16 protein-coding genes and 1 pseudogene are annotated in these 19,171 nt (G+C 64.6%); 9 read left to right on the top strand and 8 right to left on the bottom strand.

What is annotated here, in order from left to right; genetic code table 11:
* Window positions 1-31: 31 nt before the first annotated feature.
* Window positions 32-2,416, bottom strand: coding sequence for a heavy metal translocating P-type ATPase (locus SA496_RS22685; RefSeq protein WP_153920619.1), 2,385 nt, complete (start codon window positions 2,414-2,416; stop codon window positions 32-34).
* A gap of 61 nt (window positions 2,417-2,477) precedes the next feature.
* Window positions 2,478-2,849 (bottom strand): hypothetical protein, encoded by a 372-nt coding sequence (locus SA496_RS22680; RefSeq protein WP_120654395.1) that lies wholly within the window; start codon window positions 2,847-2,849, stop codon window positions 2,478-2,480.
* Window positions 2,850-2,958: 109 nt separating this feature from the next.
* Here SA496_RS22680 and SA496_RS22675 point away from each other — a divergent pair, with 109 nt between their 5' ends.
* On the top strand, window positions 2,959-3,156 hold the full coding sequence (locus SA496_RS22675; RefSeq protein ID WP_069085773.1) for a heavy-metal-associated domain-containing protein: 198 nt from the start codon (window positions 2,959-2,961) through the stop codon (window positions 3,154-3,156).
* Window positions 3,157-3,220: 64 nt separating this feature from the next.
* On the opposite strand, the gene SA496_RS22670 is transcribed toward SA496_RS22675, so the two are convergent.
* Window positions 3,221-3,841: a TetR family transcriptional regulator gene (locus SA496_RS22670; RefSeq protein ID WP_120654396.1), complete on the bottom strand. Its 621-nt coding sequence runs from the start codon at window positions 3,839-3,841 to the stop codon at window positions 3,221-3,223.
* A gap of 145 nt (window positions 3,842-3,986) precedes the next feature.
* On the opposite strand from SA496_RS22670, the gene SA496_RS22665 reads away from it, so the two are divergent.
* From SA496_RS22665 to SA496_RS22655, 3 genes are all read left to right on the top strand, one after another.
* Window positions 3,987-5,162 carry an efflux RND transporter periplasmic adaptor subunit gene (locus tag SA496_RS22665; RefSeq protein WP_120654397.1) on the top strand — a complete coding sequence of 392 codons (1,176 nt, stop codon included), beginning with the start codon at window positions 3,987-3,989 and terminating at the stop codon, window positions 5,160-5,162.
* A gap of 13 nt (window positions 5,163-5,175) precedes the next feature.
* On the top strand, window positions 5,176-8,316 hold the full coding sequence (locus tag SA496_RS22660) for an efflux RND transporter permease subunit (RefSeq protein WP_120654398.1): 3,141 nt from the start codon (window positions 5,176-5,178) through the stop codon (window positions 8,314-8,316).
* Window positions 8,317-8,459: 143 nt separating this feature from the next.
* Window positions 8,460-9,650 carry a Bcr/CflA family multidrug efflux MFS transporter gene (locus SA496_RS22655; RefSeq protein ID WP_120654399.1) on the top strand — a complete coding sequence of 397 codons (1,191 nt, stop codon included), beginning with the start codon at window positions 8,460-8,462 and terminating at the stop codon, window positions 9,648-9,650.
* Here the strand turns inward: SA496_RS22655 and SA496_RS22650 are convergent.
* From SA496_RS22650 to SA496_RS22640, 3 genes are all read right to left on the bottom strand, one after another.
* Window positions 9,647-9,826: a hypothetical protein gene (locus tag SA496_RS22650; RefSeq protein WP_120655344.1), complete on the bottom strand. Its 180-nt coding sequence runs from the start codon at window positions 9,824-9,826 to the stop codon at window positions 9,647-9,649. The two genes, SA496_RS22655 and SA496_RS22650, sit on opposite strands and share 4 nt — an antisense overlap.
* Before the next feature lie 16 nt (window positions 9,827-9,842).
* Window positions 9,843-10,241, bottom strand: a complete 399-nt coding sequence (locus tag SA496_RS22645) for a hypothetical protein (protein ID WP_153920618.1) — start codon at window positions 10,239-10,241, stop codon at window positions 9,843-9,845.
* 176 nt (window positions 10,242-10,417) lie between these two features.
* The gene (locus SA496_RS22640) at window positions 10,418-11,431 is read right to left on the bottom strand and encodes a zinc-binding alcohol dehydrogenase family protein (protein WP_153920616.1); all 1,014 of its coding nucleotides are present in this window, start codon (window positions 11,429-11,431) and stop codon (window positions 10,418-10,420) included.
* 100 nt (window positions 11,432-11,531) lie between these two features.
* On the opposite strand from SA496_RS22640, the gene SA496_RS22635 reads away from it, so the two are divergent.
* From SA496_RS22635 to SA496_RS22615, 5 genes are all read left to right on the top strand, one after another.
* Window positions 11,532-12,446, top strand: coding sequence for a LysR family transcriptional regulator (locus SA496_RS22635; protein WP_330114499.1), 915 nt, complete (start codon window positions 11,532-11,534; stop codon window positions 12,444-12,446).
* Between the two features lie 171 nt (window positions 12,447-12,617).
* Window positions 12,618-15,158: a PAS domain S-box protein gene (locus SA496_RS22630; protein ID WP_153920612.1), complete on the top strand. Its 2,541-nt coding sequence runs from the start codon at window positions 12,618-12,620 to the stop codon at window positions 15,156-15,158.
* Window positions 15,159-15,278: 120 nt separating this feature from the next.
* On the top strand, window positions 15,279-15,545 hold the full coding sequence (locus tag SA496_RS22625) for a PepSY domain-containing protein (protein ID WP_153920610.1): 267 nt from the start codon (window positions 15,279-15,281) through the stop codon (window positions 15,543-15,545).
* A gap of 3 nt (window positions 15,546-15,548) precedes the next feature.
* Window positions 15,549-16,082, top strand: a complete 534-nt coding sequence (locus tag SA496_RS22620; protein WP_280358079.1) for a cytochrome b/b6 domain-containing protein — start codon at window positions 15,549-15,551, stop codon at window positions 16,080-16,082.
* A 266-nt stretch (window positions 16,083-16,348) separates the two neighbouring features.
* Window positions 16,349-17,002 (top strand): 7-cyano-7-deazaguanine/7-aminomethyl-7-deazaguanine transporter, encoded by a 654-nt coding sequence (locus SA496_RS22615; RefSeq protein WP_153920608.1) that lies wholly within the window; start codon window positions 16,349-16,351, stop codon window positions 17,000-17,002.
* On the opposite strand, the pseudogene SA496_RS22610 reads toward SA496_RS22615, so the two are convergent.
* Window positions 16,939-17,337 (bottom strand): annotated as a pseudogene (locus tag SA496_RS22610) (hypothetical protein); the annotation flags it as partial. The gene SA496_RS22615 and the pseudogene SA496_RS22610 overlap by 64 nt on opposite strands.
* Before the next feature lie 428 nt (window positions 17,338-17,765).
* Window positions 17,766-18,716 (bottom strand): adenosine deaminase, encoded by a 951-nt coding sequence (locus tag SA496_RS22605; protein WP_120654408.1) that lies wholly within the window; start codon window positions 18,714-18,716, stop codon window positions 17,766-17,768.
* Between the last annotated feature and the right edge of the window lie 455 nt (window positions 18,717-19,171).

Here is a 19,171-nt window from a genome sequence, read left to right as displayed (position 1 = left end):
GCAAGCAAGCTGGTTCCTGCGGAAATGGGTGTCAATCGTCCGGCTTCCAAGTCTTCAGCAGCAGTGCATTGCTCACCACGCTGACACTGGACAGCGCCATGGCCGCACCCGCCACTACGGGGCTGAGCAGGCCGGCGGCGGCCAGGGGGATGCCGATCAGGTTGTAGATGAAGGCCCAGAACAGGTTCTGGCGAATCTTCGCATAGGTCCGGCGGGAGATATCCAGGGCCGCTGGAACAAGGCGCGGGTCGCCGCGCATCAGGGTGATACCGGCGGCGTGCATGGCCACGTCCGTACCGCCGCCCATGGCGATGCCGACGTCGGCGGCGGCCAGGGCCGGGGCGTCGTTGATGCCGTCGCCAACCATTGCTACTACTGCCCCCCGGGCTTTGAGCGCTGCCACTGTGGCGGCCTTGTCCGCCGGCAGCACCTCGGCGTGTACCGAGTCGATGCCCAGGGCCTCGGCCACCACCCGCGCACTGCCGCGGTTATCGCCGGTGATCAGGTGACTGTGGATATCCCGCTCGCGCAGGGTCGTGACAGCCTGTGCAGCGCCATCCTTGAGGGTGTCACCGAAGGCGAAGAGGCCGAGCACACGCGGCTCCGGTTGCAGCTCCAGCAACCACGACAGAGTGCGTCCCTCGGTCTCCCATTCTTTGGCCTGGCTGGCCAGGTCGCCTGCCGCAAGCTGCTGTTCATCCAGCAAACGACGGTTTCCCAGGGCCAGCAGGCGGCCGTTCACCCTGCCTTGGATCCCGCGGCCGGCCAAGGCACGACTGTCGTCCACGTTGGGAGCGTCCAGGCCGCGATCGACGCAGGTATCCAGCACCGCTTTGGCGAGCGGGTGTTCACTGCCGCGTTGCAGCGCTCCGGCCAGTTGCAGCAGCTCGTTCTCGTCGCCATGCGCCGCAACAAGGTGAGCGATGCGCGGGGTGCCGGAGGTGAGAGTGCCGGTCTTGTCGAAGGCCACGGCCGTCACGGCGTGAGCAACTTCCAGGGCTTCGGCGTCCTTGATCAGGATTCCGTGGCGTGCCGCCACGCCGGTTCCGGCCATGATCGCGGTGGGAGTGGCGAGGCCAAGTGCACAGGGGCAGGCGATGACCAGCACCGCAACGGCATTGATCAGCGCGGTCTCGATGCCGGCACCGGCCAACAACCAGCCGGCAAGAGTGGCCAGGGCAGTCAGCATTACCGCCGGGACGAACACCTGGCTGACGCGGTCCACCAGCTTCTGGATGGGCGCCTTGGCCGCCTGTGCGTCTTCGACCAGGCGGATGATTCGCGCCAGCACGGTCTCACCACCAAGTGCCGTGGTACGCACCAGCAGACGCCCTTCGCCGTTGATGGCTCCTGCCGTGACGCGGTCGCCGGGCTGCTTGGGCACCGGCAGGCTCTCGCCGCTGATCAGCGCTTCGTCGGCGTGGCTTTGCCCTTCGCTGACCTCGCCGTCGGCGGGGAAGCGCTCGCCGGGCTTCACCACCAGCAGGTCACCAAGTTGCAAAGCGGCGATGGCGACGTCCTCCTCGCGGCCATCCCTAAGGCGAGTGGCGCGTTCCGGGCGCAGGGCTTCCAGGGCGCGGATGGCGGCGCTGGTCTGACGTTTGGCCCGGCTTTCCAGATATTTGCCCAGCAGAACCAGGGCAATCACCACGGCTGAGGCTTCGAAGTAGAGATGCGGTGTGTGGCCGGGATGCGCGGTCCACCATTGATAGAGGCTGAGGCCATAGCCGGCGCTGGTGCCAATGGCCACCAGCAAGTCCATGTTGCCGGCGCCTGCTTTCACCGCTTTCCAGGCTGCGCGGTAGAAGCGTGCGCCAAGGATGAACTGCACGGGCGTGGCCAGGGCGAACTGTGCCCAGGCCGGCAGCATCCAGTGCAGGCCGAACCATTCCAGCAGCATGGGGACCACCAGTGGCAGCGCCAGGGCGAGGGCAAGCAGGACGGCCCAGCGTTCACGGCTTAGGCGAGCTTCGGTGTCATCCACTGGTGGCTGATCTTCATCCACAAGGCTGGCGGTATAGCCGGCGGCTTCCACCGCCTGGACCAGGCGGGTGCCGTCGGGGGGGCCGAAGATTTGCAGGTGGGCGCGTTCGCTGGCCAGGTTCACGGTCACGTCGGCCACGCCCGGCACCTTGCGCAGGGCCCGCTCCACGCGACCGACGCAGCTGGCGCAGGTCATGCCGCCGATGGCCAGTTCCAGCCGCTGGGCGGGCACCTGGTAGCCCGCGGCTTCCACGGCCGCTACCAGGGCCGGCAGGCTGTCGCCCGAGGCTTTAACACGAGCCTGTTCGGTAGCCAGGTTGACGCTTGCGGCCTGCACGCCGGGCACTTTGGCCAGGGCGCGCTCCACTCGTCCGGCGCAGCTGGCGCAAGTCATCCCGGAGATGGGCAGGTCGAATGCGGTTGGGTTGGTCATGGGTCGATCCTCCTTGGCATGAACCTAGGATCAACCTTGACACGAGGGAAAGGTCAAGTGGTCATTGCACGGCGGCGGTCGGTACCAGATAGAGGCCTTCGGTGCTCTGCGCGAGGCGGTATTTGCGTACCTCGCCGGCCATCAGCGTGATGGTCTGCTGGCGCAACTGTTCGACCCCCGGCTTGCAGCGCCCGGGGCCGAGCAGGCTCAGTCGGATCGACAAGGGTCCCGGCGGCAGGTTGAAGGAAACGATCTGACCCTGCACCAGCCGCGCGGCCAACTGGTCTTCCAGATAGAGGCCGACGTCGCAGGCGGTGGCGAGTTCCAGGCGCTCCCGGGAGACGATCAGCACGCCATAGTCGACCGGAGGCTGGGCCTGGGCCAGCAGCGGTGCCGCCAGAAAAGCGAGCAGGGCAGGTCGGAAGCCGTACATGGCGAAAGTCTCCTGCAAGATGTTCAACCCAGTGTAGGACCAGCCCTTGACCTTGCCACGGTGGAAAGGATGAGACTGGCGTCAGGTTCCACTCACGAGGAGAACGACCATGCAGGTATTCAAGGTTCAAGGCATGTCTTGCGGGCACTGCGTCCGCGCCATCACCCAGGCTGTGCAGGCCCGCGACCAGGCGGCTGAAGTACAGGTGGACCTGGCGGCCGGCGAAGTGCGGGTCGCCAGCCGGCTTGCCGAAGAGCAGGTTCTGGAAGCGATCCGCGAAGAGGGTTATCAGGCCGAGGCGGCCTGAGGCCGGCCCCTGGATTTGGGAGCGATTTCAATCGCGAATGCATTCGCTCCCAACACCTTGGTTCTCAGTCCCAATCCTTCACCAGCCCCCGGAACAAGGCGTCCACCATGGGTTCGGCATCGGTCAGCGGGTCGAACAGCGCGGGGTCGCGGGTCCAGTCGCTGAACAGGCCGATCACCAAGCCATGCACCGCCCGGGACGCCACTAACGGCGTAATGCCCGGGCGCAGGCGCTCGTGGCAGGCGGGGCGGGCGAACAGCGCTTCGCTGAGCTGGATGAACTGATTGACGAAGGCGTAGTGACGCTCTTCGGCCTCGCGCAGCTCTTCGGTGAATTCGCAGCGGTGCAGCAGGATGTTGAAGATGCGTTTGCGCTGCTCGTCCCTTGCCAGGTTGACGATGGCTTCCAGGCACAGGTCGCGTAGCGACAGCATCGGGTCCTGGCCATTGCACCCGCAAAGCCGTTCGGTCATCTGCTCCTGGGGTAGGCGCACCTGGGAGAGCATCTCGTGGAACAGGTGGGCCTTGTTCTGGAAGTGCCAGTAGACCGCGCCACGGGTCACCCCGGCGGCGCGGGCAATCTGTTCCAGCGATGTATGTGCCACGCCGTTTTCCAGGAAAAGGTGTTCGGCGGCGTCGAGGATCGCCCCCCGGGTCTTCTCTGCTTCTTCTTTCGTTCTGCGCATAGCAGTTGGGCCAATAGTGACTAGGCTTCTTGTTTGGGGAGCGGAGTGTACCGATTTTGCTGGTACATGACCGTTACAGACACAAATGAATGTATAGCTCAGCGCCTGCTTCATTTGCCGATTCGGCACCGTATGGAGACACCTTATGCCGTTAACCCGCAGCCTTCCCTTCAGCCTTGCACTTCTCGCCGCAAGCGCCAGTTTTACCGGCCTTGCCGGTGCCGCTGATGCTCCGGGTGGCGCACCACCGGCCCCCGAAGTGGTGGTGGAGACCGCCAAGGCCGCGCCGCTCCCGCTTGTCCTCGAGTATGCCGGGCGTACAGCGGGATTCCGTGAAGTGGAGGTCCGGGCGCAAGTCAGCGGCATCCTCCAGCAACGCACCTACACCGAAGGCAGCCGGGTGAAGCAGGGCCAGATTCTGTTCCGTATCGACCCACGTACCTACGAAGCCGCCCTGGCTCGGGCCAAGGGCGCGCTGGCCCAGGAACAGGCGCGCTACCGGCAGACCGAGCGCGACCTCAAGCGAACCCGCGAGTTGCAGAAGAAGGGGTTCGCCAGCGAAAGCGAACTGGATAACGCGATTTCCAACTTCGAGCAGAGCAAGGCCAACGTCGAGGCCGCCCAGGCTGAGGTGAAGGCCCGTCAGATCGACCTCGACTACACCACGGTGGAAGCGCCCATTTCCGGCATGACCAGCAAGGAAACCCGATCCGAGGGCAGCCTCATCGTGGCAGGCGATCCGAATGGCAGCCTGCTGACCCAACTCACCCAGCTCGATCCCATCTACGTCAACTTCGCCTATCCCGATACCGAGGCCGAGCGCCTGCGCGAAGGTGTGAAGAACGGCAAGGTCGAGTTGCCGCCGGACGGATTGCTCAGTGCTGATCTGAGGTTTGGCGACGGTTCCACCTACCCGCTCTCCGGCCGGGTCGACTTCACCGACAGTTTCGTCAACACCGGCACCGGTACCGTCAGTGCGCGCGCCGTGGTACCCAATCCGGAGCAGAAGCTGTTGCCCGGTATGTTCGTGCGCGTGCTGGTGAAGGGCTTCACGCGGCCTCAGGCCATCACTCTCCCCGAACGTGCCCTTGCACAGGGGCCGCGCGGCACCTTCGTCTACGTGGTGGACAAGGACGGCATGGCGCGGGTGCGCCAGGTCAAGACCGGTGATACCCGCGACGGTCGCTGGGTGATCGAGTCCGGCGTCTCGACTGGCGACCGGGTGATAGTCGAAGGTCTGCCCAAGGTCCGCCCCGACTCGCCGGTAAAGGCCGTGGAGGCCAGCCAGGCCCCGGCCGAACAATCCGCCAAGCAATCCTGAAGGAGCGCCTAACGTGATCTCGCGCTTCTTTATCGACCGCCCGGTCTTCGCTGCGGTCATCTCCATCGTGATCGTGCTCGCCGGCCTTGCCGCCATGCGCGCGCTGCCGATCGCCCAGTACCCCGAAATCCTCCCGCCGCAAGTGTCGGTCTCTGCGGTCTATCCCGGTGCCAGTTCCCAGGTGATCGCAGAAACGGTTGCCGCCCCTCTCGAGCAGGAAATCAACGGCGTCGAGGGCATGATCTACCAGCTGTCCAACTCCGACAGCAGTGGTGCCATGAGCCTGACCGTGTATTTCGAAGTGGGCCGCGACCCCGACCAGGCCACCATCGACGTCAACAACAAGGTCCAGGCCGCGCTCGCCAAGTTGCCCGAAGAGGTGCGCCGGCAGGGCGTGAAGGTGGAGAAGAAATCCTCCGACATCCTCCAGGTGGTCACCCTCTTTTCGCCGGACAACTCCCGTGACCCGATCTTTATCAGCAACTACGCGCTGATCAACGTGATCGACGAGTTGAAGCGGATTCCCGGCGTGGGCGATGCCAGCCAGTTCGGCTCCAAGGACTATTCCATGCGTATCTGGCTGCGGCCGGACAAGCTGGCGCAGTACGACCTCACACCCAGCGACGTGGTCAGCGCCATCCGCGAGCAGAACTCCCAGTTCGCCGCCGGCAGCTTTGGCCAGCAACCGCTCAACCAGCCCCAGGACTTCACCTACACGGTGACCACCCAGGGTCGCTTCACCGATCCCAAGGAGTTCGAGGGCGTCATCCTGCGTTCCGACGCCACCGGCGCCAGCCTGTTGCTCAAAGATGTGGCGCGCGTGGAGCTGGGGGCCCAGGACTACTCCCTCATGACCTCCCTGAACGGCCAGCAGAACGCCGCCTTCGGTATCTACCTGCAACCGGGTGCCAACGCCCTGGATACCGCCGAAGCGGTCAACAACACGATGGAACGCCTGGCCAAGCGCTTCCCCGAGGGCATCGCCTACAAGATCCCCTATGACACGACCAAGTTCGTCGAGGTGTCGATCGAAGAGGTGATCCACACCTTCTTCGAAGCCTTGATTCTGGTGGTGCTGGTGGTCTTCATCTTCCTGCAGAACTGGCGGGCGACGCTGATCCCGGTGCTGGCGATCCCGGTGTCGTTGGTCGGTACCTTCGCCGGCATGTACGTGCTCGGTTTCTCCATCAACCTGCTGACGCTGTTCGGCATGGTGCTGGCCATCGGCATCGTGGTAGACGACGCCATCGTGGTGATCGAGAACGTCGAGCGGGTGATGGCGACGAAGAAGATCGGCCCGCGCGAAGCGGCGATCGAAGCCATGGAGGAGGTGACCGGGCCGATCATCGCCATCGTGCTGGTGCTCTGTGCGGTGTTCATCCCGGTAGGCTTCCTCGGCGGTCTGGCAGGACAGATGTACCAGCAGTTCGCGATCACCATTGCGGTATCCGTGGTGATTTCCGGCATCGTGGCGCTGACGCTTTCGCCAGCTCTCTGTGCCCTGATGCTCAAGCCTGGCCATGGCGAGCCGGCCGCGCCGTTCCGCTGGTTCAACCGCTTCTTCGAGCGCATGACCTCGGGCTATGGCGCTGGCGTGCAGTTCTTCCTCAAACGGTCGCTGATCGGCCTGTTGCTGTTTGGCGGCATGCTCGCCCTGCTGGTCATCCTCTTCGGCCGGGTGCCTGGCGCCCTGGTGCCGGATGAAGACCAGGGCTACGTGCTCAATGCCTACTTCCTGCCGCCGGCAGCCTCCCTGACCCGGACCGAGGAGCTCACCAGCGCCGTCGGAGAGCAGCTGATGAAACATCCGGCCGTGCAGGACGTGGTTACCTTCGCCGGCTTCGACATCCTCACCTTCGGCACGCGCAGCAACGCCGGGGTGTCCTTCGTGCCGCTGAAGGACTGGAGCGAGCGCACCACGCCCGAACTGGATGCGCGCAACCTCACGCACACTTTCATGGGCATGGGCGCCGGGCAGAAGGACGGCATTGTGCTGTCGTTCAACCCGCCTCCCATCACCGGCATGAGTACCACCGGCGGTTTCGAGTCCTATATCCAGGACCGTAGCGGCGGCACCGTGCAGCAACTGGAAGCGGTCGTGCAGAAGTTCGTTGCCGCGGCGTCGAAGCGGCCCGAGTTGGCCGGGGTGAACACCACCTTCAACGCCAACGTGCCGCAGTACTACATCGACCTGGACCGCACCAAGGCACGGGCCCTAGGCGTGGCGATCAACGACGTGTTCACCGCCATGCAGGCCACCTTCGGCAGCTACTACGTCAACGACTTCACGCTCTACGGCCGTACCTGGCAGGTGAGCCTGCAGTCGGAGCCGGAGTTCCGTCGCAAGCCGGATGACCTCAGCCAGGTCTATGTGCGTTCCACCACTGATGACCTGGTACCGCTGTCGTCACTGGTGCGCGTTGAGCGCATTCTGGGGCCGGACTCCTACGCCCGTTTCAACGTCTACCCGGCGGCCAAGGTGCTCGGCGGTCCGGCGCCTGGCTACAGCTCCGGCCAGGCGCTGGAGGCGATGCAGGAAGTGGCGAACGAGGTGCTGGGTGAGGACTACAGCCTTGGCTGGATCGGCTCGGCGTATCAGGAGCTGGCTACTCACGGTTCCGGTAGCACGGCGTTCATCTTCGGCCTGATCATGGTGTTCCTCATCCTTGCCGCCCAGTACGAGCGCTGGACCCTGCCGCTGGCGGTGGTCACCGCGGTGCCCTTCGCAGTGTTCGGCGCGATCCTCGCCGTGTGGTTGCGGGGTATCCAGAACGACGTGTACTTCCAGGTCGGCCTGGTGACCCTGATCGGCCTGGGGGCGAAGAACGCGATCCTCATCGTCGAATTCGCCGTGCTTTGCCGGGAACAGGGCATGGGGCCGGTGGAGGCCGCGCTTGAGGCTGCGAAGCTGCGCTTCCGCCCGATCGTGATGACCTCGCTGGCCTTCATCCTCGGTTGCGTGCCGCTGGCCATCAGCTCGGGTGCCGGCTCGGCAAGTCGTCATTCCATCGGCACCGGGGTGATCGGCGGCATGCTCGCCGCCACCGTGCTGGCGACCTTCCTGATCCCCATGTTCTTCATGCTGGTGGAGAAGGCCTCGGACTGGCTGGATCGCAAAAAGTCGTCCAAGGTCGAGCACGCGCATGAGGGTTAGGGGGGCCGTGGAGAGTCATTGTGGGAGCGAATTCATTCGCGAATGAATTCGCTCCCACGGACCAGCAGCCAAAGCCGCTTTTGCGCGAAATCCCCTGTTACTATCTGGCGCCTTAACCGCAAGGGATGGCGCCAGCCTCGACCATGACTTTCCGCATCCTCCTCCTGCTCGGGGCCCTCAGCGCCTTCGGGCCGATGGCCATCGATTTCTACCTGCCCAGCTTCCCGGCCATGGCCAAGGCCTTCGCCACCGATGTGGAGCATGTGCAGCTCACCCTGGCGTCCTACTTCATTGGCCTCGCACTCGGTCAACTGATCTATGGTCCGCTGGCGGATCGTTTCGGTCGGCGTCCGCCGCTGCTGGTGGGCGTGACCATTTTCACCCTGGCTTCGGTCGCCTGCTCCCTGGCACCCAGCCTGGAGTGGCTGGTCGGCGCACGCTTCGTCCAGGCCCTGGGCGGCTGTGCGGGGATGGTGGTGTCGCGGGCTGTGGTGCGTGACCTGTGCGATCCCATCGCCTCGGCCAAGGCCTTCTCGCAGTTGATGCTGGTGATGGGCCTGGCGCCGATCCTGGCGCCGCTGGGCGGAGGGCTGCTCCTTGAGCTTTTCGGCTGGCAGTCGATCTTCTGGGCGCTGACCCTGTTCAGCGCGCTGGTGCTGCTGGGAATCGCCTTCTGGCTGCCGGAGACGCTCTCCAACATCACTCCGCGTGCGCCATTGAGTGGCGCCCTCGGGCAGTACCGTCGGTTGCTCGGCGACTGGCAATTTCTCGCCTACGGCATGAGCGGTGGTTTCGCCATCGCCGGCATGTTCGCCTACATCGCCGGCTCCCCCTTCGTATTCATCCAGCTTTATGGCGTGCCGCCGGAGCACTATGGCTGGCTGTTCGGCTCCAACGCCGCGGGCTTCATCCTGGTCGCCCAGATCAATGCCGTGTTGCTGCGCCGTCGCGGGCCGGCCTTCTGGATGCGACGGGTGATCTGGGTCTATCTGGTGTGCGCGTTGGCGCTGCTGGGGGTTTCCAGCTTGCAGACACAATCGCTGTGGCCGCTTCTGCTACCGCTGTTCGGCTGCATCGCCAGCCTGGGGTGCATCCTGCCCAACGCCTCGGCATGCGCAATGGCCGGCCAGGGCCAGAACGCGGGTAGCGCCTCGGCGCTGATGGGCAGTCTGCAGTTTGGAGTGGCGGCAGGAGCTGCCGCCCTTGTGGGCTGGTTGCACGATGGCAGTGCCATGCCCCTGGCCCTGGTCATCAGCCTGTGCGGCTGCGCGGCAGTCGCCTGTGCGCTGCTGACTTGGCGCCTCGACCGCAACGGCCAGGCGCCCCTGGGTTAACTCGCGATCCGTCTTGACCAGTCCGGTAGCACGTGGGGCGCCTTCAGGCGCTCCTCGAGGACGCTGACGAATCGGCGCGCTTCGGCCTCGCTACGAAAGCTCACCGCATGCTGGTCAAGGCAGACTTGCCAGCCAGAACCCTGAGGGGTGGCGGTCGGACGGACAAGAATTTTCACCTCGGTCATCTCCCAATCAAGTGGCGGGGAAGCTGAGTGTAGACCCGCCCAGATGACAGAAAATGACCAGCATCAAGCAGCCGACTGGTGGTCGATACCGTTCGTCCTGGCCCTGTTCGCCGCTGCTCGATTGCCGCTCCGGGGCGAGTTGGCCAAGGCTCTGCAGCAATTCCTGATAACGATTCTCGCTCTGCCGGAGAGCGTCCCTCGCTGACTTCAGGGCACTGAAATCGATGTCGACGCAGTAGAGCTCCAACTGGTTGTGCAAGTTGCGCAGCACCAGGTGGCTGGAGAACACCGTCACCGGGTTGCCATCGCTGCGTTGCAGGGGCAATTCGCTGGCGCGGTTCCAGTGGATCACCCGACGCTGGCGATCGTAGCCCTGCACTGCGCTGCGGGGCGTCTGCTCGAACAACTGGCGGAAGCGCCGCTGGCGAGACCAGGAAAAATAAAAGTCTCTTACCCTCGCGTACCGGACCCTTCGCCAGCCCAACTGCTCGCCGGTCAGTGTCCAACTTGTAGGAGCGAGCTTGCTCGCGAACAGCCCGAGCGGAATCTTTCGCGAGCCGGCTCTCTTCTACAGAAATCGCCTCAGAAACCTTCCAGCACGATCTTGCCCTTAGCCTTGCCGCTTTCCAGCAGCGCATGGGCGCGGCGCAGGTTGGCGGCATTGATGGTGCCAAAGTGTTCGCCCACGGTGGTCTTCAGCACGCCGGCGTCGATCAGTTGGCTGACGCGCTCCAGCAGGCGGTGCTGCTCGAGGATGTCCGGGGTCTGGAACATCGAGCGTGTGTACATGAACTCCCAGTGCAGGGAGAGGCTCTTGCGCTTGAGCTTGGCCACATCCAGCGATGCCGGGTCGTCGATCAGGCCGAGGCGGCCCTGGGGCGCCAGGGCCTCTACCAACTGATCCAGGTGCTGGTCGGTCTGGGTCAGGCTGGCCACATGAGTAACCTGGGCGAGACCAGCGCGGCGCAGTTCATCGGCCAGGGGCTTACTGTGATCCAGCACATGCTGGGCCCCCAGTTCGCGGACCCAGGCCTGGGTTTCCGGACGCGAGGCAGTGCCAATCACGGTCAGGCCGGTGAGCTGTTGGGCCAGTTGTACGAGGATCGAACCCACGCCACCCGCGGCGCCCACCACCAGCAGGCTCTGGCCCAGGTCGGCCTTGCCTTCGGGGATCTGCAGACGGTCGAACAGCAGCTCCCAGGCGGTGATGGAGGTCAGTGGCAAAGCGGCGGCCTGGGCGAAGTCCAGGCTTTCGGGCATGTGGCCGACGATGCGTTCATCCACCCGATGGAACTCCGCGTTGCCGCCCGGACGGGTCAGGTCACCGGCGTAGAAAACACGGTCGCCCGGCTGGAACAGGGTGACGTCGCTGCCCACCGACTTGACCACGCCAGCAACGTCCCAGCCCAGCACCTTGGGTTGCCCAGCCTCGGGAGGCGCGTTGCGGCGGACCTTGGTGTCCACCGGATTGACCGAGATGGCGCGTACCTCCACCAGCAAGTCGCGCGGTCCCGGTTGCGGCTCCGGCAGCAGGATGTCCTGCAGGGATTCGGGGTTGTCGATGGGCAGGTTCTGGAAGTAGGCGACGGCTTTCATCGGGATTCTCCGCGTGGGGCTTGATGGGCCGCATGGTCGGTTATTTCGCAGGAGAGAAAAATCGGCTAGAAAGCGACAGTCTTTCAATAGGAATTTGAAAATGCTGCGCCTCGACGACCTCGCTCTGTTCGTCAGTACCGCTGACCACGGTAGCCTCTCGGCCGCCGCCCGCAAGCTGGATGTCTCGCCCGCCGTGGCCAGTGCTGCGCTCAAGCGTCTCGAACAACAGCTCGAGGTCCGCCTGTTCGCTCGCTCTACCCGCAGCCTGCGCCTGACACCCGAGGGCGAGCAGTTCCTCGTCCATGCGCGCACTGCGCTGGCCAGTCTCGAGGAGGGGCAACGGCAACTGGCCGGCGGTCGCGAAGACATCGCAGGTGTGCTGCAGCTGTCCGCGCCCTCGGACTTCGGCCGCAATGTGCTGGTGCCCTGGCTCGATGACTTCCAGCGCGAGCATCCGCGCCTGGGCATTCGCCTGCACCTCAGCGACCGGGTGGCCGATCTGTTTCGCCAGTCGGTGGACATCGCCATCCGCTACGGCGAGCCGGAAGATTCCAGCCTGGTGGCGCTGCCATTGGCGGCCAGCAACCGCCGGGTGCTTTGCGCGTCCCCCGGCTATTTCGCCCGCCACGGCCGCCCCCAGCAGCCTGCGGAGCTGGAAGGGCACAACTGCCTGCTCTACCAGTTGGACGGGCGTGTCCACGATCGCTGGAGCTTCAGCGAGGGCCGGCGCGAGCAAGTGGTGGCGGTAAGCGGCAACCGTGTCTGCGACGATGCCGATGTAGTGCGGCGCTGGGCCCTGGCTGGGCAGGGGCTCACCTACAAGTCCTGGCTGGATGTAGCCGGTGATATCCAGGCCGGGCGCCTGGAACTGGCCCTGCCGCAATACCGTGGCCAGGCCACGCCGCTGAACCTGATCTGCGCCCACCGCGCCCAGCTCAGCAAGCCGGTGCGGCTGCTCCGCGAGTTCGTCCAGGCACGTTGCGCCACGCTACTCGTCGGCGCGCCCTGGAGTTGAGTGTCGGTCTCGGCAATGCCGGCGTCTGATCGTCGAATTGCTCGGGCCCGAGGTTCCGCTATCGTCTGGATAAGCCGTGGCCTGCGTGGAGATTCCCGTGGCTGACTTGTGTCCGACCTGCTTGAATCCTGCCGGGCCCTCGCCCGGCGCCTGCCGTGGGGGTACCGGCTGATGCTGCGTAACCGCGAGCCTGGTGCTTTCCTGCCGACCGTGCTGCTGGCTTTCGCCGGCTACCTGCTGCTGGCCCTGGGGGCTGTCTGGCTGTCGCGCCAGCCCGGCAGCATTGCCACGCTCTGGTACGCCAACGCTTTCACCGTGGCGCTGCTCTGGGACCAGCCGTTGCGGCGCTGGGCGCCCCTGCTGACGGTGGCGATGCTGGCGGACCTGCTGGCGAACATAACGTTCGGCGATAGCCTCTTGCGGGCGGCGAGCTTCATCCCACCCAACCTGCTCGAAGTAGTACTGGCCGCGTCTCTTTTGCGGGTCAGCGGCGCCGCGTTGCGGATGAACGAAAGCCCCGGGGCCTTCCTGCAGTTCATGTTCTTCGGCGCCCTGTTACCGCCGCTGGTGGGTGCCAGCCTGGGGGCGAGTATCCTCGCCTGGCAGGGGCTGGATTCCTTCGAGCGTGGCTGGATGTATTGGGTCGAGGGCGCCATGCTCGGCGCCGTCTCGGTGCTACCCCTGGCGGTCTGGCTGCGCCAGAACAGCGGGTGGGAGCTGATTGGCGAGCGCCGTCGCCACGAGTTGCTGCTCTACATCGGGCTGGTGTTGCTGGGCACGCCCTTCGCCCTGTTGCTGTTGCCATTCCCCTTCGTCTACCTGGCCCTGCCGCTGATCATCGCCGCGGTGCGTCTGACCTTCGCCAGCACTGCACTGCTGGTTGCGATGGCTTCGGTGAGCGGTGGCGCGATCATCGCCTTGGGCCTGCTTGAAGTACCAGTTCTGCAGAAGGGCTGGCGCGACCTGCTGATCTACCTGCCGTTGCTGCTGGCTCTGTTGCCGGCATTGCTGCTGGCTTCGGCGGTGGAGCAATTGCGTAGACGCCGGCGCGAACTGGCAGCCAGCGAATCGCGCTTTCGCGACGCCATGGACCACTCCGCCATCGGCATGGCGCTGGTGGGGCTGGATGGCCGCTGGCAGCGAGTCAACCGGGCGCTTTGCGACATGCTTGGCTATGCGGAGGAGGAACTCTCCAGCCTGAACTTCCAGGACGTCACCCACCCCGACGACCTGGCAGACGATCTCGAACTGGTGCGGGAAATCCTCGCCGGGCGGCGCCACAGCTACCGCCTGGAGAAGCGCTACCTGCACAAGAGTGGGCGGGAAATCTGGGGACTGCTGGCGGTATCCCTGGTGCGCGACCACGAGGGCGAGCCGCTGTACTTCATTTCGCAGATCGAGGACATCGACCGGCGCAAGCGTGCCGAGGAACGCGAGGCGGAACTGGCCCGTCGCTACTCGGTGGCGACCGAGGCCAGTGGCGTTGGCGTCTGGGAGTGGGATCTGGTCAACGATCGCCTGCTCTGGGACGAGGGTATGTATCGCCTCTATGGCCGCCGCCTGGGCGACGAGTTGTCCTTCGCCGACTGGCTGGCCCACCTGCATCCGGATGACGCGGCCCGTGCCGAACGTGAGGTGCTGGCTGCGCGAGAAGGTAGCCGGCGGCTGGACATCGAGTTCCGCATTCGTCGTGGCGATGGTGAACATCGGGTGCTCAAGGGGCACGCGCGTCTGGTCTGCGACGCCGGTGGCCAGCCGCTGCGCATGGTCGGCACCAACTGGGACGTCAGCGAGCTGCACCAGCTTGCCGAGCGCCTGCGAGATGAGCGCGAGCGCCTGCAGGTGACCCTCGATGCCATTGGCGACGGCGTCATCACCTCCGACCTGGAAGGCCGGGTCAGTTTCCTTAACCCGGTGGCCGAGCGCCTCAGTGGCTGGAGCAGCGACGAGGCCCGGGGTCTGCCCATCGAGCAGGTGCTGCTGCTGGAAGGAGAAGATGGGCGCCTGGTGCCCAACCCGGTGCGTGACTGCCTGGAGCGCGGCAGCGCTGCCAGCCTCCAGGGCCTGGCCTCGCTGCGTCACCCGGCAGGCGGCACCATCGCCCTGCGCGGCCAGGCGGCCCCCATGCGCGCAGGCGACGGCACCATGCTGGGGAGCGTGCTGGTGCTGACTGATGTCAGCGAAGCCCGGGCCATGCAAAAGCACCTGCGTTACGCCGCGACCCACGACGCGCTGACCGGCCTGCTCAATCGCCCTGCCTTCGAGGATGCCCTTGCCGAAAGCTGTCGCGAGGTGGTGCAGAACGACGGCAACAGCGTGCTCTGCTTCATCGACCTGGACCGCTTCAAGCAGGTAAACGACAACGCGGGCCACGCCGCCGGGGATGAATTGCTGCGCCAGCTCGCCAGGCTGATGCAGGCCCAGGTTCGCGCGGGTGACCAACTGGCGCGCCTGGGTGGCGACGAGTTCGCGCTGATCCTGCGCAGTTGCCCGTTGCCCCAGGCGGAACTGCTGGCGGCTCGGCTGATCGCCCAGGTCCAGGGCGTCGTGCTGGAGTGGGAAGGCCAGGAATATCGCGTGGGAGCCAGCGTTGGCATCGCCTGCATCCACGGCGCCAACGCGCAACCGGCGGAACTTCTGAAACAGGCTGATACAGCTTGCTACCGGGCCAAGCATGCAGGAAGGGGTCAATTCGCGGTCGAACGTCGCTGAGATCGGCAGGCCGGCATATGACAGCCCTCAGGGCCTGACCTACTCTCCATTGTCATGGCGGCAAATGAGAACGCCTTGCAATGTCTTCCGCATTACAACGTACGAATCGAGGTCGATACCATGCGTAAACTGCTGCTTCTTTCCCTGGCCCTCGTCAGCCCCCTGACCTTCGCCAAGACCGAGTGCACCACAGCCGACAAGGCTACCTGGCAAGACCAGACCAAGTTCCAGGAAGACCTCAAGACCCAGGGGTACGACATCAAGAAGTTCAAGGTGACCGATGGCAACTGCTATGAGATCTACGGCTGGGACAAGGACAAGCGCAAAGTCGAGATCTACTTCAACCCGGTCGACGGCAAGGTGGTCAAGCAGGAGATCGAGGACTGACCCGTGAGCACCGATACCGTTCGCCTCTGGGACCCGGTGGTGCGGATCGGCCACTGGTCCCTGGTGGCTGCCTTCATTGGTGACTACTTCCTCAATGAGGCAGGTGACGGCTGGCACCGCTGGCTCGGCTACTACGCCGTGGTGGTGGTGCTGGTGCGGCTGGCCTGGGGCTTCGTCGGCCCCCGGCCGGCGCGTTGGGCAGATTTCTGGCCGCGGCCGGCGCGCCTGGTGGCCCACGCCAGGGCACTGCTCACCGGCGGTCACATGCACCGCATGGGCCATTCACCCCTGGGCGGGCTGGTGATGATCCTCATGTTGCTGCTGATGTTCGGCCTGGGCGTCACCGGCTTCCTGATGGAAGAAGTCGACTACTTCTGGGGCGAGGACCTGCCCCGGGACATCCATGTCTTCATGGCCGACAGCCTGTTCTGGCTGGCCTGCCTGCACGTCGGCGCCGCGCTGGTGGAGAGTGTGCGCACGCGCGAGAACCTGCCCTGGTCCATGGTGACGGGGCGACGCAAGACGCTTCAAGACTAAGGGCCGCATCGCGGCCCATTCCTTTTGCAGGGTCGAACTTGTTCGCCAAGGACAGCGAAGCTGACCCATGTGGGCAACACCAGGGCAGCCTTTCGGCCTGCTTGGCGAATGAATTCGCCCCTACTGCGTTATCGCCGTTGGATGCACGCGCCCGGACAAAGCGTCTTTTCCTGACGCGCGGGTCAAGTTAGAATGCGCGCCGTCGTTGGCCATGGGGCCGCGACATGGGTTCCCTCACCCCATCGGCAAAAAGGATGCGAACCAACATGCCCGCTACAACGCCTTCGATCTGGCGTCCGGCACTGACCGGCCTGATCGCTTTCCACATCTTCATCATCATCGCCAGCAACTACCTGGTGCAGTTGCCGATTACTCTGTTCGGCTGGCACACCACTTGGGGCGCATTCAGCTTTCCGTTCATCTTCCTGGCCACTGACCTCACCGTACGCCTGATGGGCAAGGTCGCGGCACGCCGGGTCATCGCCCAGGTCATGGTGCCGGCGCTTCTGGCGTCCTATGTGGTGTCCGTGCTGTTCCAGGAAGCGAGCTTCCAGGGCTTCGCCGCACTCGGCGAGTTCAACCTGTTCGTCGCGCGGATTTCCCTGGCCAGCTTCCTCGCCTATGTATTGGGTCAGGTGCTGGATATCCAGGTCTTCGACCGCCTGCGCAAGATGCGCCAGTGGTGGGTAGCCCCGGTGGCCTCGACCATTGCCGGTAACCTGCTGGATACCTTCGCGTTCTTCTCCGTGGCCTTCTGGCGCAGCGACAACCCCTTCATGGCGGCGAACTGGGTAGAGATCGCCACCGTCGACTACGGCGTCAAACTGGCCATCAGCCTGGTGCTCTTCGTGCCGCTCTATGGTGTGTTGCTGGGCGGTCTTCTGCGCTTGCTGACGCCGAGTCCGGCGCGGGCTTCCTGAGGCGTCGCCACCACCATCCGCGCCTTTACGTCGGCTTCGCGGTCGACGTCCATTCCCAGCGATACCACCTCTACGCCGCTTTCCTCCAACCGCTCCATCCAGGCGAGCACACTGCTCAGCGTGCCCGCCAGGTTCAGGCTCATGCGGCCAGCGCCATCGCCATCCATGCGCTCAAGGGTGATTTCGGCATTGGCACTGGTCCTGGCAAGGAATCCGGGCAGTGCCGCGTTCGTAACGCGTTCGCCCGACGGGACGGAATTGGCTGGCAGGTTGGCCAGGTCGATCTGCAATTGAAGTTCCTCCTGATAATGACGTTCGGCGTGTTGCAAGGCTTGCTGCTGGGGCTGTCAGACCAGTTGCCAGGCCGAGGTGAGGCTGACCGACCTGCTGCATGCGCGCACGTACCTGGCGGCCAAGGTCGACGATGCGGCCCTCATCGATAATGACGATTCTGGTCTGCATGAAGAGGGAGCCTCGGTATCCATCGGGTTTTGGTCTTGTGGCGAAGACAGCGCGGGCGGTCTCGCAAGGCGATGGGAGGCATCTTAAGGGGCGCCGGAAGCGGGTCTGGTAGGGCGTCCATCCCGGACTACTTGGCTCTGGGAAATTTCCTACAAGCTACGGGCGAAGTCAGTGACCACTGGGCAATTTGAGGTTGGGGCAGGTGGCGATCCGCGAGCGCAGCGAAGCCCAACGATCCAGTGCCCAGAACCGGGCTCTGGCGTCGGGCCGTGCTGCGCCTGGCGCCGACCTGCGGTGACGATTACTTCACCAGGCGTGCGTCCAGGCTGTTCTGCGCCAGGCGCTTCGCCTGGTCCTCGGTCATGCCCAGGTGCTCGTGCAGGGCGGCGAAGTTCTCGGTGACGTAGCCGCCGAAATAGGCCGGGTCATCGGAGTTCACCGTTACCTTTACGCCGCGCTCCAGCATGTCGAGGATGTTGTGCTGGCGCATGTGGTCGAACACGCAGAGCTTGATGTTCGACAGCGGGCACACGGTGAGCGGGATCTGCTCGTCGATGATGCGCTGCATCAGCCGCTCATCCTCGATGGCGCGTACGCCGTGATCGATGCGTTCGATCTTGAGCAGGTCCAGGGCTTCCCAGATGTACTCCGGCGGACCTTCTTCGCCTGCGTGGGCGACAGTGAGGAAGCCTTCGGCGCGGGCACGATCGAACACGCGTTGGAACTTGCTAGGCGGGTGGCCCTTTTCCGAGCTGTCCAGGCCGACGGCGATGAAGGCGTCACGGAAGGGCAGGGCCTGGTCGAGGGTTTTCTGCGCTTCGTCTTCGGAGAGGTGGCGCAGGAAGCTGAGGATCAGCCCGGAGCTGATGCCCAGTTGCTCGCGACCGTCTTCCAGGGCCTGGCGAATGCCGGACAGCACCACCTCGAAGGGGATGCCCCGGTCGGTGTGGGTCTGCGGGTCGAAGAAGGGTTCAGTGTGGATAACGTTCTGCGCCTTGCAGCGCTCGAGGTAGGCCCAGGTCAGGTCGTAGAAGTCCTGCTCGGTGCGCAGCACGTCGGCGCCGGAGTAATAGAGGTCGAGGAACTCCTGCAGGTTGTTGAAGGCGTAGGCCTTGCGCAGGGTTTCCACATCGGCCCAGGGCAGCGCGACCCTGTTGCGTTCGGCCAGGGCGAACAGCAGTTCGGGCTCCAGCGAACCCTCCAGGTGCAGATGCAATTCAGCCTTGGGTAGGGCATTGAGCCAGTCGTACATGGTGGTTTCTCGTTTTCAGGCCAGATCGCCGGAAAGTTTAACTGGCTGGATGGGAATGTGCTGAGAGGGTGTCGGCCCGCCCGGGTTCACCAGGGAAGCTTTTTGGCTGTTTATTGATCATCCGCCTGCAAGTGCCGTGGCTCATGGGCTGCGGCGGATACTCCCAAGCTTATCCACAGTCTTTTCCCCGCTGGAGGTGGACAAGCGCGGCCACGAGGGTAGCCAGATGCGCAGCCTTGGTGCGCGTTGGAAAGTACCGAAAATCAGTTGCTTATCTTTGGTGCAAGAGAAAAGAGAGGGGGCTGGGCAAAAAGCGAACAACTCTCGCTAATCCGCACCACAGCGGCGTTACAGCGAGAAGTCCACGAGTTATCCACAGCCGGCTCCACAGAAATTGTGGGTGGGATTCGGAGCGGGTTCATTCTGTAGGGTGCGCTGCGCACACCAGGGATTCG

The sequence above is a fragment of the Pseudomonas sp. JS3066 genome (genome assembly GCF_036328175.1).
In the GTDB taxonomy this organism is placed as follows: domain Bacteria; phylum Pseudomonadota; class Gammaproteobacteria; order Pseudomonadales; family Pseudomonadaceae; genus Metapseudomonas.
The sequence above is the reverse complement of the archived record's forward strand: the minus strand, read 5'-3'. Positions and strand labels throughout refer to the sequence as shown.

Excerpts from the sequence above, each read along its gene's own strand:
- SA496_RS22685 (WP_153920619.1), bottom strand. The coding sequence starts at position 2,416 with ATGACCAACCCAACCGCATTCGACCTGCCCATCTCCGGGATGACTTGC.
- SA496_RS22680 (WP_120654395.1), bottom strand. The coding sequence starts at position 2,849 with ATGTACGGCTTCCGACCTGCCCTGCTCGCTTTTCTGGCGGCACCGCTG.
- SA496_RS22675 (WP_069085773.1), top strand. The coding sequence starts at position 2,959 with ATGCAGGTATTCAAGGTTCAAGGCATGTCTTGCGGGCACTGCGTCCGC.
- SA496_RS22670 (WP_120654396.1), bottom strand. The coding sequence starts at position 3,841 with ATGCGCAGAACGAAAGAAGAAGCAGAGAAGACCCGGGGGGCGATCCTC.
- SA496_RS22665 (WP_120654397.1), top strand. The coding sequence starts at position 3,987 with ATGCCGTTAACCCGCAGCCTTCCCTTCAGCCTTGCACTTCTCGCCGCA.
- SA496_RS22655 (WP_120654399.1), top strand. The coding sequence starts at position 8,460 with ATGACTTTCCGCATCCTCCTCCTGCTCGGGGCCCTCAGCGCCTTCGGG.
- SA496_RS22640 (WP_153920616.1), bottom strand. The coding sequence starts at position 11,431 with ATGAAAGCCGTCGCCTACTTCCAGAACCTGCCCATCGACAACCCCGAA.
- SA496_RS22635 (WP_330114499.1), top strand. The coding sequence starts at position 11,532 with ATGCTGCGCCTCGACGACCTCGCTCTGTTCGTCAGTACCGCTGACCAC.
- SA496_RS22630 (WP_153920612.1), top strand. The coding sequence starts at position 12,618 with ATGCTGCGTAACCGCGAGCCTGGTGCTTTCCTGCCGACCGTGCTGCTG.
- SA496_RS22625 (WP_153920610.1), top strand. The coding sequence starts at position 15,279 with ATGCGTAAACTGCTGCTTCTTTCCCTGGCCCTCGTCAGCCCCCTGACC.
- SA496_RS22615 (WP_153920608.1), top strand. The coding sequence starts at position 16,349 with ATGCCCGCTACAACGCCTTCGATCTGGCGTCCGGCACTGACCGGCCTG.
- SA496_RS22605 (WP_120654408.1), bottom strand. The coding sequence starts at position 18,716 with ATGTACGACTGGCTCAATGCCCTACCCAAGGCTGAATTGCATCTGCAC.